The following is an 18,118-nucleotide window of genomic DNA, read 5'->3' as shown; positions in this document are numbered from 1 at the left end:
CCGCTGAGAACTAATCCTCGAACCCGTTCGGCATGTCGGCCTTCGCAAGCGCCGCGGCACGCGCCTTCATCCAGCCGTCGAGGAACGCCTTGTCATCCGCGGGCGGATTGGATTTTCCGTAATCGGTCCACGCGGCGCCAAGCACCTCTTGCCGCTTGATCAGCTTGTTGTTGTGCGCCTCCTGCGCGTCGCTCCATTGCCCGGCTTCCTTCAGCGCCTTCACCGCGCCGGGGTGCACCGGCACCACCCAGTTCTTGGTCTGGCGATCGGCCGCAAGCCCGCCCGCGCCGGGCGCGGAGTCCTTGTAGGAATCGTAGTTCACGATCATCGCCTTGGTGATCGCATAGACCTGGTCGGCCGGCTGCGAGGCGTAGGCAACGAAGATCGGGTAGGGGTAGTTGCCGAGCTCGATTGGCTTGTCCGGCGAGATGCCGGCGCCGCAGGTCGCGGTCTGCGGGAAAAAGAACGAGCCGACCTTCTGCATCCGCGCCCAGCCTTCCTTGTCCTTGGCGGGCAGCGGCGGCCAGATCAGGCCGCGCGGCGAGGTCTCGGCTTCCTTGGCGGGGCCGGTGATGGTAGTGCCGAACGCCGCGTCGGTGTCGTTGTTGATCAGGCCCTTCCACATCGCGCCGTAGCTTGCGAACTCGACGACCTTGACGTCCTTCTGAGTCAGGCCGGCGAAGGCGAGCACCGCGAGCGAGTTCTGGTTCAGCGCCGGCGAGCCGACGACGAATCCGACACGCTTTCCCTTGAGGTCCTTGAGCTCCTTCACGCCTGTATCCGCAGCCACGCCGAGCGTGCCGCAATTGCAGTCGACGGATGAGAGCAGGATCTGGAGCGGTTGCGGGCCCCATTCCCTGGAGCCGAATTCGAACACGCCTTCCTGCGCGAAATAGGTACCCGATCCCATCGCCGCGGAGACCGCACGCTTGGCGCGCAGCGGCGCGAGACGCGCGACGTCGTTGCCCGCGGGGAGCACGCGCACGTCGCTCGAGTATTTGTCCTTCATCATCTTGCCGACGCCGACCGCGATGTTGAAGCCGGCGGTGCCGGTGTCATAGGCGGTGAACGTCAATGTCGCCGGCAGCTTGATGTCTTCGGCGGACGCATAGCGTGTAGACGCAAAAGAAATGCCCGCCACCAAGGCAGGCGCGAGCATGATCAGCCCACGAAGCATGTTTCCCTCCAATGATCCTCGCGTTTGCCGCGACGATTTTCTTTCTTTGTTTGAAACAGGTTTTGTTTGAAACGGATCATGTCATCGCCATCAAGCGATGGCAACGCCGTACCGCGAACCCAGCAACGTGGCTGACAGATTGTCGCGGAAACGACGGGATAATGCAGTCAGTTCACGACGATCGCGATCGCCTGTCCCTCGGCAACGACGTCGTCGAGCTTCACTAGAAGTGACGTGATCTCGCCGCTCACAGGAGAAAGCACAGGGATCTCCATCTTCATCGCTTCGACCACCACAATCTCATCACCATCTACAACGGTTCCTCCAACTTGCACGGGAGTTGCGCAGACGCGGCCGGCGATTTCGGTGACGATCTTAATTTCTGGCATGCCATCGCCTTTTTGTTGTGGTCGCAAAATGCCTGAGGTAGTTTCTTCTGCAAGCGGAATTTAATTCCGCACAGCGGAACAAGCGGTAGGGAACATGGGACGACGTTCGGAGCGGTTGAGTAGGCAAGGTGCGCTCGCTGGCGAAGCCGGTGAGGGTGATGTCATCCAGGTGGTGTCGCGCGCGTTCGACGTGTTGCGATGCTTCGAGGGCCACGATAGCAGGCTCGGCAATCTCGAGATTTCAAATCGCTGCGGCCTGCCGCGCTCGACGGTATCGCGGCTGACGCACACGCTGACCCGAATGGGTCAGCTGGTCTATCTGCCGCGCGATCAGAAGTATCGCATCGGGCCGAGCGCGGTGGCGATGAGCGCCTCGATGATGAAGGGCGCGCAGCTGCGCAGCATGATCCGCCAGCGGCTCCAGGAAGTCGCCGAGCAATTGCCGGGCACGGTCGGCTTCGTGGTCCCCGATCGTTTCCATCTGGTCTATCTCCAGTTCGCGCGCTCGGCCTCGGCACTCGGCCTGCACGAGGGCACCGGCAGCCGCATCTCGATGGCCTCGACCGCTGCGGGCGCAGCCTACACCGCGGCATTGGCGCCCGAGATCGGCGATGCCTTCATCGCGGACATGGAGCGGGAAGCTCCCGAGGCGGCGAAGATCCTGCGGCCCCGCATCGAGGCCAACCGGCAGTCGCTGCATGAGCGCGGCTATGTCGTGGCCTGCGGCCTGTGGAGCCCGCATATCAACGGGCTCGCGGTGCCGATCTGGTCGCCGCAGTACCAGACCTTCGTCGTCATCACGATCGGTCTTCTGTCGTCGATGTATGACGAGCAGCGCCTGCATGCCGAAGTCGCGCCGCTGATGCTCGCGCTTGGTCGTTCGCTCGGCAGCCTGATGGAGGGCGCGGAAGGCGACGTCTTCAACAATCGCATCTCGCGCAAACCGGTCGCAATGGCCGTGCACAACAATAGCAAGCCGATCAATTCGGAGGGAGTGAATGAACTGGAAGCCGGAACTCGACGAGCTCGCCCGGCGCGAAGCCTTCGCGCGGGAGATGGGCGGCGTTGACAAGGTCAAGCGTCAGCATGACCAGGGCCGACTGACTGTTCGGGAACGTATCGACAGACTGACCGACAAAGGCAGCTTTCACGAGATCGGCGCCGTCTCCGGCGTCGGCGAATACGATTCCAGCGGCGAGTTGCAGAAATTGACGCCGGCGAACTGCGTGTTCGGCCGCGCGCGCGTCGAAGGCCGCACCGTCGTCGTGGTCGGCGACGATTTCACCGTGCGCGGCGGCTCGGCGGACGCGTCCATCTCCGCAAAACCGCTGATGGCGGAGGAGATGGCGCATGATCTCCGCCTGCCCATCGTCCGCATCATCGAAGGCTCGGGCGGTGGCGGCTCGGTCAAGACCATCGAGACCAAGGGCGCGGCGAACCTTCCGGGCGGTATCGGCGGCACTCGCTGGTATCGCTTCACCACGGAGAATTTGTCGCGCGTGCCCGTGGTCGCGCTCGGCCTCGGCTCGGTCGCAGGGCTCGGTGCCGCGCGTCTTGCCGCCAGCCACTATTCCATCATGACCCGGAAGTCCGCGATGTTCGTCGCAGGCCCGCCGGTGGTGAAGGCGCTGGGGCAGGACCTCTCGAAGGAAGAGCTCGGAGGCGCCGACATCCAGACCCGCGCCGGCGCGGTCGATCATGCCGTCGACACCGAGGAGGAGGCCTTTGCCTGCGCGCGGCGATTCCTGTCCTATCTGCCGTCGTCGGTTGACGGGCTGCCGCCGACCTTGCCCTGCACCGACAATCCGGAGCGCACCGAAGAGGCGCTGATGAGCGCGGTGCCACGCAACCGCAAGCAGGTCTACAAGATACGGCCGATCGTCGAACAGGTCGTGGACAAGGGTTCGTTCTTCGAGGTCGCCAAGAATTTCGGCAAGCCGATCATTGTCGGCCTCGCGCGGCTCGAGGGCAGGGCGGTGATGGTGCTTGCCAGCGACAGCTTTCACTATGGCGGCTCCTGGACCGCGGATGCCTGCCAGAAGGTGGTCCGCTGGGTCGACTTCGCCGAGACCTTCCATTTGCCGATCGTCTATCTGATGGACTGCCCCGGCTTCATGATCGGCCTTGATGCGGAGAAGGCGGGCACCATCCGCCATGGCGTTCGCGCCATGGCCGCGGTCAACCAGACGACGGTGCCCTGGTGCACGGTGATCCTGCGCAACGCCTTCGGCGTCGCTGGCGTGGTGCATCAGCCCGCCGACCGCTTCTCGATCCGCTACGCCTGGCCGTCGGCCTATTGGGGCTCGCTCCCGCTCGAAGGCGGCATCGAAGCCGCTTACCGCGCGGACATCGACGCGGCCGAGGACAAGGCGGAGAAACTGAAAGAGATCGAGGGCCGCCTCAACAAGTTGCGCTCGCCCTTCCGGTCCGCCGAAAAATTCTGGGTCGAGGAGATCATCGATCCCGGAAAGACGCGCTCGCTGCTGTGCGAGTTCGCGCGGCTGGCGGAGCCGCTGCGAAAGGTAGGGCCGCCGGGGAATTTCTCGATCAGGCCCTAGGGTCAGCCTGCCCTCAGCCCGATACAATCGGGCAAAATTGATCTAGCGCAAAGCCTCGCGCCCCATTGTCTGCAAGCCTCTCGCCGATAACAAGGGGAGGAACGCCATGACAAACGCGGGAAACGCGCTGCTTTGGACAGCCATCTATTTCGGTCTGTCGTTCGCTGCGATTTTTGCCGTTTGGTTCGCCGAGCGATTGCGGGCGAGTTTAACGAGCAAGCGGTAAAGCCCGCGAGCATCGCGACCAGGCCATAGGCAAAGCCATCGAGGGCTGTGCTCGCGCTTTGTCGCGGCAGCGATGACGTGACCTCAAAACAATAACGCGCTACGCTTCCCGGGCAAGAACAAGAGGAAGCGCTAATCGTGTATGACTTCATTATCGTGGGCGGCGGCTCGGCGGGGTCCGTGCTGGCCCACCGGCTCTCCGCGAAGAGCGCCAACAAGGTCCTGCTCTGCGAGGCCGGACAGGACACACCACCCGGAGACGAGCCGGCCGAGATCAGGGACAGCTATCCGGGGACGGCCTATTTCGATCCGCGCTTCCACTGGACCGAGCTCAAGGTCACGACCCAGATCGTCAGCCACAACAATCCGAACGAAGGACGTCCGCCGTTACGCAAATACGAGCAGGCACGCGTGCTTGGCGGCGGCTCCTCGATCAATGGCCAGATGGCCAACCGCGGCGCGCCGACCGACTACGACGAATGGGACGCACGCGGCGCTGCGGGGTGGAGCTGGAACGATGTGCTGCCCTTCTTCAGGAAGGTCGAGCGCGACCTCGATTTCGACGGGCCCTACCACGGCAAGGACGGCCGCATCCCGGTCCGCCGAATCCCCAGGGAGCACTGGACCCGGCATTCGCAGGCGTTCGCGCAAGCCTTCCAGCAGGCCGGACATCAGTTCGTAGCCGACCAGAATGGCGAGTTCGTCGACGGGTTCTTCCCGGTGACCCACTCGAACCAGGCCGAGCAACGCGTCTCGGCTGCCATGGGCTATCTTGATCGCGACACGCGCAAGCGCGCCAACCTGACGATCTCCACCAACACGCAAGTCAGGGAATTGCTGTTCGAAGGCACCCGGTGCGTCGGCGTGAAGGCTGTGGTCGAGGGGCGGGAGCAGGAATTCCGCGCCCGCGAGATCATCCTCTCCAGCGGCGCGATCCATTCGCCGGCGCATCTGTTGCGCGCCGGCATCGGGCCGGTCGGTCACCTCAAGGATATGGGCATTCCCGTGCTGATGGGACTGCAGGGCGTCGGCCAGCGCCTGATGGATCATCCCTCGATCTCGCTGTCGTCCTTTGTCCGCCGCGGCGCGCGGATGAACGAGCACACCAGGCGCCACATGCAGCTTGGCCTGCGTTACTCGTCCGGGCTCGAGGGCGTACCGAAAGGCGATATGTTCGTCGTCCTGCTCAGCAAATCGGCCTGGCACGCCGTCGGTGAGCAGATCGGATCGCTGCTGACATTCGTCAACAAGACCTATTCCGAGACCGGACAGGTCAAGCTTGCCTCGCGTGATCCGGCAGCCGAGCCGATCGTCGAGTTCAACCTGTTGTCCGACCGGCGCGACCTCGATCGCCTGATGAGCGGTTTCCGCAAGATGGCGGCGGTGCAGATGAGTGACGTCGTCAGGGCCGTGACGGACAAGCCGTTCCCGGCCTCCTATACCGACCGCGTGCGCAAGATCGGCGTGGTCAACACCAAGAATCGGATTCTGACCAAGATCGCCGCGGCCCTGATGGACGGGCCGGCAGTGCTGCGCCACTACATGATCGACAATTTCGTGGTCGAGGGCTTCACCTTCGACGACGTCATCAACGATGACGAGGCGCTGGAAGCCTTCGTGCGCAAGGCCACCATCGGCGTGTGGCACGCCTCGTGCTCGTGCCGCATGGGCCGGGCCGACGATCCGATGGCGGTGGTCGATCCAGAGGGGCGCGTCAAGGGCGTGCAGGGCCTGCGCGTCGTCGATGCCTCGATCTTCCCGGTGGTGCCCTGCGCCAACACCAATTTTCCGGTCCTGATGTCGGCGGAGAAGATCGCGGCCGCGATGGTGCAGTGAGCTCGCGCGGCCCTTCGGGCCGGCGAACCGCATTGTCGACGCTGACCGTCTAGGACCGCCAGTCAGACCGCAAAAGCTAAAGCGGGCGCCCGGAACGGTTCCGCGGCAGGCGGTCTGGCGGACATGCGTCCGGGGGCGGAACTTGGAACCCGGCTTAGGCGTTCTTTGCCAGATTTCGCCTTACGGCTGGGACCGGGCCGCTGACCGCGCGTCCCATCTCGGGCCGGCCGGAGCGCACTGTCGGCGATGGAGCTTCACGGGGGTTCAATGACCAATTCATCAAGCCGGGCGCAAACCAGCGACCCCGGAGAGTTGCCCAGGATTTCGACCGGCAGTGACGGCCTCGACGATATCCTGTACGGCGGGCTCGATCCCAATCGCATGTACCTCTACGAGGGTCGGCCCGGCTCGGGCAAGACCACGATGGCGCTTCAATTCCTTCTCGAGGGCGCGCGCTGCGGTGAACGCGTGCTCTATATCTCCCTGTCGGAAACGAAGCGTGAGCTGACGCTGGTTGCACAGCGGCATGGCTGGTCGCTGCACGGCGTCGACATCTTCGAACTGGTGCCGCCGGAGACGACGCTCGATCCGGAGCGCGAGCTCACCGTCTTCCACCCCGCCGAAATGGAGCTGAGCGAAACCACCGGCCTGATATTCAAGGAGGTCGAACGGATCAATCCCGCACGCGTGGTGCTGGACAGCCTGTCCGAGCTGCGCCTCCTTGCGCAGAACCCGCTGCGGTACCGGCGCCAGGTTCTGGCCCTGAAGCACTTTTTCACCAACCGCAATTGCACGGTCATCCTCCTCGACGATCTCTCATCGTCCCAGGACGATCTGCAACTCCATTCGATCGCGCATGGCGTCGTGATGCTCGAACAGCTCGCCATTGATTATGGAGCGGAGCGCCGGCGGCTTCGCGTGATCAAGATGCGCGGCATTCGATTTCGCGGCGGCTTCCACGATTTCACGATCGAAGCGGGAGGGGTGCGGATATTCCCCCGTCTGGTGGCGGCGGAACATCACACCTCGTTTATCGGTGAGTTGACGCCCAGCGGCAATGCGCAACTCGACCAGCTTCTGGGAGGAGGGCTCGAGCGCGGCACCAGTGCGCTGCTTTTGGGCGCCGCCGGTGTCGGCAAGTCTTCTCTCGCGCTGACCTACGCGATCGCGGCGGCAGATCGCGGTGAGCATACGGTGTTCTTTGCCTTCGATGAAGGTCGCGGTACGGTGGAGGCCCGGGCTCGAACGCTGGGCCTGCCCCTTGAAAGCCATCTGCAATCGGGACTCATCCGATTTAAACAGATCGATCCCGCCGAGATGTCCCCCGGCGAATTCGCCGCCAATGTGCGCAACAGCGTCGAAAAGGATAACGCGCGAATTGTTATCATCGACAGTCTGAACGGCTACCTCAACGCAATGCCGGACGAGCGATTTCTCATCCTCCAGATGCATGAGCTCCTGAGCTATCTCGGACAGAAAGGCGTGCTGACCGTCCTCATCCTCGCTCAGCATGGGCTGGTCGGTCCGATGGAAACGGCTCTCGATATCAGCTATTTGAGCGATGCCGTGCTGATGCTGCGCTATTTCGAAGTCGGCGGAACGGTGCGGCGTGCCCTCTCGGTCGTGAAGAAGCGCAGCGGCAATCATGAAAATTCCATCCGCGAGTTTCGTCTTGGCAGTGCCGGCATTACGGTCGGTCCTCCGCTGACCGGATTCAGCGGCATCTTTTCCGGGAATCCGCGTTACTCGGGCACGGAGATGCCGGAAGGGCTGCCGGAATGAGCGCCGACCGCGATCATTGCGTCCTGGTGTTTGCTCCGATCGGCCGCGATGGACCGGCATCGGTCGAGCTTTTCCGTAATTCGAATCTCCTGGCAATCAATTGTCGTGGTCTGCCTGAACTGGTCAGCGAGATGTCGGCCGGCGTGGGCGCGGTCCTTCTCGCTGAGGAGGGCTTGTTCGGGAAGGATACCCAACCGCTGGCACATTGGATCGAGCGGCAGCCGCCCTGGTCCGACCTGCCCTTTGTCATTCTCACCAGCCACCGCGAGCAGCCGGCGGTGGTTGCCTGGCGCCGCAGCATCGTCGAGACACTCCGCAACGTTTCGCTGCTCGAGCGCCCGGTTCAGCCGATCACGCTGACGAGCGCAATTCAATCCGCAATGCGGGCCCGCCGGCGGCAATATGAAATTCGGACCTTGCTGCAGGCGCGCGAGCGGACGGCCCAGGAGCTCGAGAAGCTCGTGGTCGAGCGCACCCGCGCGCTCGAGGAGGCCAACAAGCATCTGCGGGCCGAAATGGAAGAGCGTGCCCGCGTCGAGGAGACCCTTCGTCAGGCCCAGAAGATCGAAGCCATCGGGCAATTGACCGGGGGAGTAGCTCACGACTTCAATAATCTGCTGATGGTGATCTCCGGTGGATTGGACATGCTCGATCGGCAGACGGATCCTGATCGGCGGCGTCGTCTATTGGAAGGAATGGTTCAGGCGGCGCAGCGTGGTGCCGGCCTGACCAGGCAGCTTCTGGCTTTTTCACGGCGGCAGAAGCTCCGGCCCGAGGCTGTCGACATCCCAGCGCAAATCGGCGGCATGCGCGAATTGCTCGATCGGAGCCTGAGAGGCGACGTTCACGTCGAGTTCGATTTTCCGGAGGGGCTTTGGCCGGTGGAGGTCGATCCGGGAGAGCTCGAACTGGTCATTCTCAACCTGGCGGTCAACGCCCGCGATGCGATGCCGAACGGCGGCACGATCGTTGTCCGCGGCGAGAACCTGGCCGGCCTGGCCGAGGACGAGATCGCGGGCGATTACGTTCGTCTGTCCGTGATCGATAGAGGTGTTGGAATGAGTCCCGAGATCCTGGCGCGGGTCTTCGAACCGTTCTTCACGACCAAGGATGTCGGGAAAGGCTCGGGCCTGGGGCTTGCTCAGGTCCACGGATTTGCGACGCAATCACGCGGGATGGTTCGAATAAAATCGATCGTCGACGAGGGCACCAGCATCGAGCTGTATTTGCCGCGATCCAGGAATATTCCTTCGGGTGAACGGCATCTCATCGACCTGAACAGGGCGCGTCCCAAGAAGGCTAATCATGGCCGGGTTCTCCTCGTCGAAGACGACGACGAGGTCGCCGCGCTGGTCAGCGAGATGCTTGCGCAGCTCGGTTACCAGGTCACGCGCGCGGCCAGCGCTGCGGCGGCTCTCGGGGCCCTAGCGGACGGCCGCTCCGTCGATCTGGTGTTTTCCGACATCATGATGCCGGGCGGCATGAACGGTGTCGAACTCGCGTCCGAGATCAGGAGAAGGCGAAGCGACATCCCGGTCCTGCTGACGAGTGGATACGCCGAAGCCGCGGTTCACGAGGCCGAAATGGCCGGGATCCGGATCCTGTCGAAACCCTACCACATCGACGAGCTCGCCGCAGCGCTCAGTGCTGCAAAATCGGACCTTCGAATCGGCGCGGAAACCAAGCGCTCCGGGGCGTCGTGAACGGGGCTGCGGCACCGCCTCGACAAGCCGCTCTATCGGGCGCTGCCGATTTAGCTAGTGAATGATCTGATTCAGAAAAGTCTTCGCCCGTTCCGTGCGAGGGGCTTTGAAGAACGTTTCCGGCTCGGCCTCTTCGATGATGCTGCCACGATCCATGAAGACCACCCGGTCGGCGACCTCCCGGGCGAATCCCATCTCGTGCGTCACGCACACCATCGTCATTCCCTCTTTCGCCAGCTCGACCATGGTTTCCAGTACTTCCTTGACCATCTCGGGGTCGAGAGCCGATGTCGGTTCGTCGAACAGCATGATCTTGGGCTGCATGCACAGCGCTCGCGCGATGGCGACACGTTGCTGCTGACCGCCCGACAATTGCGCGGGATACTTGTCGGCCTGATCCTGAATGCGGACCGTCCGCAGCAGGCCGAGTGCGCGATCGCGCGCCTCAGACTGCGAAATCCCGCGAACCCTGATCGGAGCCAGCATGCAGTTCTCCGCGACGGTGAGGTGCGGAAAAAGGTTGAAGCTCTGAAATACCATCCCGACTTCACAACGTACGCTGTTGATGTCGGCGATGCGGTTGGTCAGCTCGACACCATCGACGATGATCCTGCCTGCATCGTGCTTCTCGATATGGTTGATGCACCGGATGAGGGTGGACTTGCCGGAGCCTGATGGTCCGCAGAGCACGATCTTCTCGCCCTTGTCGACCTTGAGGGTAACGTCGTTCAGCGCGGTGAACGCGCCGAACCGCTTCACGACGTTCTCGACGACGACGATCTCGGCGGGTCGTGTGGCATTGCTGACAGTCGCTCGAGGCATGTTCGTCTCCCAAATGCGGGGCCGTTCGGTACCCCGATGGTCAGTGGGCAGCGGCAACAGCATATCGCTTGCGAAGGATGGCGACGCACTGGGACGTCGCAGAGCTGATGACGAGATAGGCTACAGCTATGACGAGGTACATTTCGACGAGGCGGCCGTTGAGCTGCGCGAGCTTGGAGGCGGCACCGAGAAGATCCGTCAACGACAGGACATAGACGAGAGACGTGTCCTGAAACAGAATGATCGTCTGGCTCAGGATAATCGGGCTTGCCACCCGCAGGACCTGCGGGAGGACAATGTGGCGGTAGGTGTCATAGGTGGACAGCGCGAGGGCCTGGCAGGCCTCAAACTGGCCCTTGTTCACGGCACGCAGTCCAACGCGGATGATCTCGGAATAGTAGGCCGCCTCAAACAAGCCGAAAGTGATGAAGGCGGTATAGGTGGCGCCGATCGGGATCGGACGGCCGTTGCCGCTAAGGTGCCCAAGCACGATCGGCACCAGAAAGAAAAACCAGAACAGAACGAGGATCAGCGGGATCGATCGGATGATCGCAACGTAGCCGCGGATGATCTGGGCAACCACGGGAATCTCGAAGTGCTGCGCCAGCGCAAGGCAGGTTCCGAGAATCATGCCGATGGCGAACGCGGCGGCCGTGAGCGACAGTGAGAACAGCAGGCCCGACCAGAGATAGGGCCATGATTGCGCGACGATCGAGAAATCGAGGGCGTTCATTTCGCGGCCTCCATGACGCGGGGCAAGGCGCCTTGCTGCACGTCGGCGGCGAGATCCTGGTCAGCCGGGAGCGTGGCGGGCGCGCTACCCGGAATCCGGACGGCTCTGTCGATCAGCGCCATGGCTTGATAGGCAATCAGTGCGAGACAGAGATAGACGATGGTCGCCGCGCCAAAGGCAGTGAATGTCTGGAACGTCGCTTCGCTGATCTGGCGTGCCTGGGCGGTCAGCTCCATCAAACCGATCGTGAGTGCGACGGAGGTGTTCTTGTAGATGCCCATCACCTCGCTGGTGAGGCTCGGCACGATGAGGCGCAAGGCCTGCGGCACGATGACGTGTCGATAGGTGAGATAACCGCTGAGGCCGAGGGCGTTGGCGGCTTCGAGCTGTCCCTTTGGGAGCGCCTCGATGCCGGCCCGGACCTGCTCGGCTATGCGGGAAGCCGTGTAGAGCCCGAGGCAAAGAAGTGCCGGGAAGAACGATGCCCATGGCGGTGGGATCTGCTTGATTGCATCTCCGATTGCGCTTGGCACCACCTCTGGGAAAACAAAATACCAGAGGAACATCTGCACAAGGACAGGGATGTTCCGGAATATCTCGACATAGAGCCGGGCCGGTATCGCGAAGACGCGATTTTGCACCGTGCGGCCCACGCCGACGATCACCCCGATGCCGAAGGCGATCCACCAGCCGAAGAAGGCGAGAGCGAGTGTCCAGCCGAGGCCCGACAGCAGCCAGTCGATATAGCGCTGGCCGTCCGCCGTCTGTTCAAAAAGCACTCCGAACATCGCGAGTCCTCAAAGTTGCAGGTGCGGACGAGGATGACCTGGCGAGACGATCGGCTCCGTCAGTCAGTCGACAGCATCGCTGGGATGCGCGATCCGGCCCATCAACTCGTCGGTGAGCGGAAATGCGAGATTCTCACCCTTCGGCGGGATCGGCTTGGTGAACCATTTTGCGTAGGTCTTCTCGAATTGGCCTGATGCCATTTGCTTGGAGAGAACGTCGTCGACGAGTGCCTTGAAGCCGGCATCGCCCTTCGTGAACATCAGCCCGTAGTAGATCTTCGCGTAACCCTCGGGAAGGAACAGGAGTGCGTCCGGATTCGGCGCCGCAGCCTTGAGCCCGGCGAGGAGAATATCGTCCTCCATGAAGGCGGCCGCACGGCCGGTGTTCAACATGAGGAAGGATTCCGCATGGTCCTTGGCTTGGACGATGTTAAGGCCGAGCTGTTCCTTGGCGTTGACGCCCTGCGCGAAGCCGACCGCGTTGGAGCCTTGGGTGACGATGATCGTCTTGCCTTTCAGGTCGCCGGCGGTCTTGACGCCACTGGCGGCCTTGACCAGCCATCGCGGCTGGCTGACGAACGTGGCGACCGAAAACGAGACCTGTTCCTGCCGTTTCTTGTCATTTGCGGTGCCGCCGCATTCGATGTCGACGGTCCCGCTCTGGATCAGCGGTATCCGGTTCGACGAGTTCACCGGGGTGAAGCTGACCTTGAGATTGGGCAATCTCAGCTCCTCCTTGACGCGGTCGACGATCGCCGCGCAGAGATCGAGCGAGAAACCGACGGGCTTCTGATCGGGCCCGAGGTACGAGAACGGTATCGAGGCCTCACGGTGGCCGATCGTAATCGAACCGCTGGATTTGATCTTGTCCAGCGTCGGGCTATCCGCCGCCGCGGAGGGGCTTGCGTTGATAACCAAGAGCGCCGGGAGAAGTCCCAATACCTGAACGAGCTGTTTCATGGTTTTTGCCATCCCATCGTTTGTCAAATTCAAGATGCAACCGAAGGGCGTCCGAGCCCTCGCCGGCGAATGACGTCGATCAGGCGATCGATATCCGTCGCGGTGTTGAACATGCCGAGCGAGACGCGGATGCCGTCACGTTCGGGCGAAACGCGCACGCCTTTCTCCTCGAAATGCCCGAGCCAGTCCGCTGCGGGCAGGGCGATGACGTAGATGTGCGGAGCGCGGTGTTGTCGCTCGCGCGGGCCAACCAGGCGGACGTCCAGTTCGTCCAGGCGCGCGATCAGGTGATCGCCGAGGTCGAAGCAGTGGTTCTGGATGTTCTGCACCCCGATCTGCTCGATCATGTCGAGGGAAGCACCGAGAGCATGGATCGCGGGCAGATTGAAGTTGCCAAGTTCGAAGCGCCTGGCGGTCGGAGAGGGCGCCATTTTGTCGGGACGCGCGATGAGGTCGCTGGGGATATCGGCGAGGCTCGCGGCCGCCATATAGGTCGGTTCCAGCTCTCCAAGGGATTTGTCCCAATAGAGAAGCCCGAGCCCTTGCGGAACGAGTAATCCCTTGTGGCTGCCGGAGCCGATGAAGCTGGCGCCGATCGCCTTCGCGTCAACAGGTACGACGCCGATCGCCTGCATCACATCGACGATGAAGTAGAGCTTCTTCCTGGCGCACATCGCGCCGACGCTCTCGATGTCAAAGCAGTGACCGGCATGGAAGGTCACATGCGACATCGAGATCGCACGCGTCTTGTCGTCAATGAAGGCAGCAAAGCTGTCGCCGTCGACGATATCCGTCATCGGAACGAAGCGGATTTCTACGCCCTTCCGCTGCAGATTGAGGAACGCGTAGGCGTTGTTCGGATGATCGCCATGGATCATCAGAACATTGTCACCGGCCTGGAGCGGCAGTGCGTTTGCCGCGATGTTCATGCTTTCCGACGTGTTTTTCGTGAAGCCGATCTCGTCCGATGTCACGCCGAGAAAGCGAGCGACCTTGGCGCGGGTCTGCTCCACCCGGTCGAGCCAGACGCTTTTCGGGCCAGCCGTCTCGAAGCCCTCGCGAAGGAAGAGCTCGATCGCGGCTTTCACCGGGCGCGCGAGCGGCGTTTGAAATCCCGAGTCCAGATAAACCATCCGTTGAACGGCAGGGAATTCCTTCCTCACGGCGTCCACGTCGTAGTGACGAGACATGCACCTCTCCTGTTGAGCGCGCCGTCGGACTTGGCAGTCGGCCAAGCGACGGAGCGACATTTCGAAACGGCGAGACTGCGTTGCACAACTTTTGGTCAATCGCCCGCAGCGCCAAGAATATGAGCTTTCCGCATCGGGACAAACGGAATTGTCGAATATCAATAGATTTTATTCCGAAAAATGATAATATTGGGACTGTTGTGTATTTTGCTGCCAATCCCAACCGGTAGGGAAATGACGAAGCAAGTTGAGAGGGACGGACCCTTGGACCGCGCCCTCGCGATCGTTCGGCATGTTGCTGACCAACGCAAAGCCGTCTCAGCGGCAGAGATCGCGAAGGCTCTCTCGCTGCCTCTTCCAACGGCGCACAGGTTGGTCGGAAATCTTGAAGGCCGCGGACTGCTTCAGAAGGCGTTGGGGACCAAGCGTTACGTTGTGGGTAATCAACTCGTCACGCTGTCCGCGACTGTGATCGGAGCGGCCTTCCGCACAGCGCGGCGGCACGCGGTGCTTCGAGCGGTCGCGGCAGAAATCGGCGAACAATGCGAAATCGGTGTCGTGCGCGATAATTCCGTCGCGTATGTGGACAGCGTTCGCGTTTCGGAGCCGCAAGGTCTTCAGTTCAATCCGGGCGAAGCGGCGCCGCTACACTGCACGTCCACCGGAAAGATCTACATGAGCGGATTGCCCGAGCGGACCCGGGCGAAGCTGTGCCGCGCACTCGCTCTGACCAAATTCACGGAAACGACGATTGTCGATGTCCACGCGCTGATGAAGGTGCTCGAAGAGACGCGGCAGCGCGGTTGGGCCAAAACGAACGAAGAGTACGTGAAAGGCGTGGTGGGGTGTGCCGTGCCCATCCTGTCCCCGGATCGAGAGCTGATCGCTTGCCTGGGCGTCTCCGTGCCGGTGGCACGCGTCAGCTTCGTCGAGTTGGACCGGTTCATAGGCCCGCTGCAAAAGGCTGCCGCTCTGTTGTCGGAGACCATTTTGCAGGTTGAAGGGGATGACGACGCAGATGCCCAACGATGACATCCTGCTCCTGTTTTGCCCGACGAGTCAAATCGTTTTCGGTAAAGCGTAAGTCATTGATCCGCCACGCCCCGGCTACTGTGCATGGGGTTGTTTTCGCACTTTTTGTTTGAGCGCTGGTCGCGCCTTATTTCCAGTACGTCTTCCGCCCAGCGCGCGGCATCCCGAACCCGAAGAAGCCGGTATCCGCGGATCGGTGACGCCGCAGTCTTCGGCGTCACCACCACGATCAGGTCCTAAGCCATCGCGGCTTGCGGCTTCGGCTTCGGTTGTCGCGAGAGCGTCAGCACGATCAGCGCGGCGAACACGCAGAGCGCGCCGGCGATGAAGAAGGCGGGCAGGTAGCTCTGATAGACCGTCCGCGAGAAGCCGGCGCCGAAGGCGGCGGTGCCCGCGCCGAGCTGGTGGCCGGCAAAGATCCAGCCGAACACCAGATTGGCGCGCTCGGGCCCGAATTTCTGCGCGGTGAGCCGCACCGTGGGCGGCACGGTTGCGATCCAGTCGAGCCCGTAGAACATCGCGAAGATCGAGAGCCCATAGAACGAGAAATCGCTGAAGGGGAGGAAGATCAGCGAGAGCCCGCGCAGGCCGTAATACCAGAACAGGAGGTAGCGGTTGTCGTAACGGTCCGACAGCCAGCCCGACATGATGGTGCCGAAGAAATCGAAGATGCCCATCGCAGCCAACAGGCCCGCGGCCTGCACCTGCGGGATGCCGAAATCGAGGCACATCGGAATCAGATGCACCTGCACGAGCCCATTGGTGGATGCGCCGCAGACGAAGAACGTCGCAAACAGAACCCAGAACGCGCTGCTCTTCGAGGCGTCGCGCAGCGTGCCGAGTGCCACGCCGGTGATCGAGCCATGGCTGACGGGCGGCGCGGGCAGGGGGGTGGTGCCTTCGTCGCCGAACGGGCGCAGGCCCAGATCGCTCGGACGGTCGCGCATCGCGAGCAGGACCGCGAGGGCGGAAACACCAAGCGCGATGCAGACGAAGCCGAGCGCCAGCCGCCAGCCGAAACGTTCGGTGAGGCTTGCCAGCAGCGGCAGGAACACGAGCTGACCGGTGGCGACGCTCGCGGTCATGATGCCGACGACCAGGCCGCGCCGCGCCGCGAACCAGCGCGTCGCGATGGTGGCGCCCAGCACCAGCGCGGTCATGCCGGTGCCGATCCCGATCACCACGCCCCACAGCGCCACGAGCTGCCAGACCTCTGTCATGCCGAGCGAGAGCACCAGCGCCGAGACGACGATGAGCTGCGCGGTGAGCGTGACGTTGCGCAGGCCGTAGCGGTTGAGCAGGGCAGCCGCGAACGGCGCCATCAGCCCGAACAGGATGAAGCGGATCGACAGCGCGGACGAGATCTCCGCCGTGCTCCAGCCGAACTCCTGCTGAAGCGGAACGATGAACACGCCGGGCGCGCCGACCGTGCCGGCGCTGATCAGCGCGGTGAGGAAGGTCACGCCGACCATCACCCAGCCGTAGTGGATATTGCGGCGGCCGAGCGTTGCCGCGAGCCAGTTCGAGATCATTGGGCCTCAATCTTAATGGGCAGGCGAGAGGCCTGCGCAAGTTTGCAGAATGGCACGGGACTCGTCTGTCGAAAATGACAGAGTTCCCTCACTTCCGGACTTTCACGTCAGTGCGTCAAGCGCTCCACCGCGATCGCGGTGGCTTCGCCGCCGCCGATGCAGAGCGCCGCCACGCCGCGCTTGAGGTTTCGCGCCTCGAGCGCATGAAGCAGCGTCACGATCAGCCGTGCGCCGGTGGCGCCGATGGGATGGCCGAGCGCGCAGGCGCCACCGTTGATGTTGAGCTTCTCGCGGGGAATGCCGAGGTCGCGCTGCGCCGCCATCGCCACTACGGCGAAGGCTTCGTTGATCTCGAACAGGTCGACGTCGGCGGCACTCCAGCCGACTTTGTCCAAGAGCTTGCGGATCGCCGGGATCGGCGCCGTGGTGAACCATTGCGGTTCCTGGCTGTGGGTGGCGTGGCCCTTGATCACGGCGAGAGCCGGCAGGCCGCTGCGATCGGCGAGCGACCGCTTCGTCAACACGAGCGCAGCGGCGCCGTCGGCATTGGCTGAGGAGGCCGCCGGCGTGATGGTGCCGTTGGCGCGGAACGCCGGCTTCAGCCCGGGGATTTTTGCGGGATCGACCCTCAGCGGATGCTCATCATTGGCGACGATGCGGGGACCGGCCTTCTCGCTCAGCGTGATCGGCGCAATCTCGGCCTTGAACGCGCCGCCCTCGACCGCCTTGCGCGCCCGGCTGAGCGTTTCCATCGCATAGGCGTCCTGGTCCTTGCGGGTGAATTGATAGGCCTCTGCCGTGGCCTCGCCGAAATCGCCCATGGAGCGGCCGGTCTCGTAGGCGTCTTCGAGGCCGTCCATCATCATGTGGTCGATGATGCGGTCGTGGCCGGCGCGATAGCCGCCGCGTGCCTTCGCCAGCAGATACGGCGCGTTGCTCATGCTTTCCATGCCGCCGGAGACGACGATCTCCGCCGAGCCGGCGCGGATGATGTCGTGCGCCAGCATGGTCGCTTTCATGCCGGAGCCGCAGACCTTGTTGACGGTGGTGGCGCCGGTGGCGTCGGGCAGGCCGGCGGCACGCGCAGCCTGGCGCGCCGGGGCCTGGCCCTGGCCCGCGGGAAGGACGCAGCCCATGAAGACTTCGTCGACCTTCTCCGGCGCAAGCTTGGCACGCTCCAGTGCCGCGCCGATCACGTGCGAGCCGAGCTTGTGTGCGGGGAGCGGCGACAACTCGCCCATGAAGCGGCCGAGCGGGCTTCGGACGGCGGAGACGATGACGACGGGATCGGCGGCTTCGGCCATGGGGATACTCCCTCAGATGTCGGACATGTAAGATTATGATCATCATATGATGCGGCGCAAAAAATGCAACCGCGTCCGGCATGAGAA

At 63.0% G+C, this 18,118-nt stretch carries 15 protein-coding genes; 6 read left to right on the top strand and 9 right to left on the bottom strand.

What is annotated here, in order from left to right; genetic code table 11:
* Positions 1 to 10: 10 nt before the first annotated feature.
* Positions 11 to 1,177, bottom strand: a complete 1,167-nt coding sequence (locus tag ABIC03_RS03110; RefSeq protein ID WP_354055429.1) for a TAXI family TRAP transporter solute-binding subunit — start codon at positions 1,175 to 1,177, stop codon at positions 11 to 13.
* Positions 1,178 to 1,344: 167 nt separating this feature from the next.
* On the bottom strand, positions 1,345 to 1,566 hold the full coding sequence (locus ABIC03_RS03105; protein ID WP_275167324.1) for an acyl-CoA carboxylase biotin carboxyl carrier protein subunit: 222 nt from the start codon (positions 1,564 to 1,566) through the stop codon (positions 1,345 to 1,347).
* A 94-nt stretch (positions 1,567 to 1,660) separates the two neighbouring features.
* On the opposite strand from ABIC03_RS03105, the gene ABIC03_RS03100 reads away from it, so the two are divergent.
* The 5 genes from ABIC03_RS03100 (at position 1,661) to ABIC03_RS03080 (ending at position 9,670) form a co-directional block, all read left to right on the top strand.
* Positions 1,661 to 2,635, top strand: coding sequence for an IclR family transcriptional regulator (locus tag ABIC03_RS03100; RefSeq protein ID WP_354055427.1), 975 nt, complete (start codon positions 1,661 to 1,663; stop codon positions 2,633 to 2,635).
* Positions 2,565 to 4,124 (top strand): acyl-CoA carboxylase subunit beta, encoded by a 1,560-nt coding sequence (locus ABIC03_RS03095; protein WP_354055425.1) that lies wholly within the window; start codon positions 2,565 to 2,567, stop codon positions 4,122 to 4,124. Before ABIC03_RS03100 ends, ABIC03_RS03095 begins: the two co-directional genes overlap by 71 nt.
* A gap of 363 nt (positions 4,125 to 4,487) precedes the next feature.
* Positions 4,488 to 6,185, top strand: coding sequence for a GMC family oxidoreductase (locus ABIC03_RS03090; protein WP_354055423.1), 1,698 nt, complete (start codon positions 4,488 to 4,490; stop codon positions 6,183 to 6,185).
* Positions 6,186 to 6,452: 267 nt separating this feature from the next.
* The gene (locus tag ABIC03_RS03085) at positions 6,453 to 7,967 is read left to right on the top strand and encodes an ATPase domain-containing protein (RefSeq protein ID WP_354057489.1); all 1,515 of its coding nucleotides are present in this window, start codon (positions 6,453 to 6,455) and stop codon (positions 7,965 to 7,967) included.
* Positions 7,964 to 9,670, top strand: coding sequence for a response regulator (locus tag ABIC03_RS03080; RefSeq protein WP_354055421.1), 1,707 nt, complete (start codon positions 7,964 to 7,966; stop codon positions 9,668 to 9,670). Before ABIC03_RS03085 ends, ABIC03_RS03080 begins: the two co-directional genes overlap by 4 nt.
* 54 nt (positions 9,671 to 9,724) lie before the next feature.
* Here ABIC03_RS03080 and ABIC03_RS03075 read toward each other — a convergent pair whose 3' ends face one another.
* The 5 genes from ABIC03_RS03075 to ABIC03_RS03055 all read right to left on the bottom strand — a co-directional run bounded on the left by ABIC03_RS03075 (position 9,725) and on the right by ABIC03_RS03055 (position 14,163).
* On the bottom strand, positions 9,725 to 10,492 hold the full coding sequence (locus ABIC03_RS03075) for an amino acid ABC transporter ATP-binding protein (RefSeq protein ID WP_354057488.1): 768 nt from the start codon (positions 10,490 to 10,492) through the stop codon (positions 9,725 to 9,727).
* Positions 10,493 to 10,532: 40 nt separating this feature from the next.
* Positions 10,533 to 11,225 (bottom strand): amino acid ABC transporter permease, encoded by a 693-nt coding sequence (locus ABIC03_RS03070; protein ID WP_354055419.1) that lies wholly within the window; start codon positions 11,223 to 11,225, stop codon positions 10,533 to 10,535.
* A complete protein-coding gene (locus ABIC03_RS03065) occupies positions 11,222 to 12,013 on the bottom strand; it encodes an amino acid ABC transporter permease (RefSeq protein ID WP_354055417.1) in 792 nt (263 codons plus the stop codon). Before ABIC03_RS03065 ends, ABIC03_RS03070 begins: the two co-directional genes overlap by 4 nt.
* 63 nt (positions 12,014 to 12,076) lie before the next feature.
* Positions 12,077 to 12,973, bottom strand: a complete 897-nt coding sequence (locus tag ABIC03_RS03060; RefSeq protein ID WP_354055415.1) for an amino acid ABC transporter substrate-binding protein — start codon at positions 12,971 to 12,973, stop codon at positions 12,077 to 12,079.
* A gap of 29 nt (positions 12,974 to 13,002) precedes the next feature.
* Positions 13,003 to 14,163 (bottom strand): aminotransferase class V-fold PLP-dependent enzyme, encoded by a 1,161-nt coding sequence (locus ABIC03_RS03055; protein ID WP_354055413.1) that lies wholly within the window; start codon positions 14,161 to 14,163, stop codon positions 13,003 to 13,005.
* A gap of 234 nt (positions 14,164 to 14,397) precedes the next feature.
* Here ABIC03_RS03055 and ABIC03_RS03050 point away from each other — a divergent pair, with 234 nt between their 5' ends.
* Positions 14,398 to 15,195, top strand: coding sequence for an IclR family transcriptional regulator (locus tag ABIC03_RS03050; RefSeq protein WP_354055411.1), 798 nt, complete (start codon positions 14,398 to 14,400; stop codon positions 15,193 to 15,195).
* A gap of 236 nt (positions 15,196 to 15,431) precedes the next feature.
* On the opposite strand, the gene ABIC03_RS03045 is transcribed toward ABIC03_RS03050, so the two are convergent.
* Positions 15,432 to 16,727: an MFS transporter gene (locus ABIC03_RS03045; RefSeq protein ID WP_354055409.1), complete on the bottom strand. Its 1,296-nt coding sequence runs from the start codon at positions 16,725 to 16,727 to the stop codon at positions 15,432 to 15,434.
* Positions 16,728 to 16,834: 107 nt separating this feature from the next.
* Positions 16,835 to 18,031 (bottom strand): acetyl-CoA C-acyltransferase, encoded by a 1,197-nt coding sequence (locus tag ABIC03_RS03040; protein WP_354055407.1) that lies wholly within the window; start codon positions 18,029 to 18,031, stop codon positions 16,835 to 16,837.
* Positions 18,032 to 18,118: the final 87 nt, after the last annotated feature.

Origin of the sequence: Bradyrhizobium sp. RT6a (assembly GCF_040547675.1) — a bacterium.
Lineage (GTDB): Bacteria > Pseudomonadota > Alphaproteobacteria > Rhizobiales > Xanthobacteraceae > Bradyrhizobium.
This window is presented reverse-complemented; position numbering and strand designations above follow the sequence as displayed.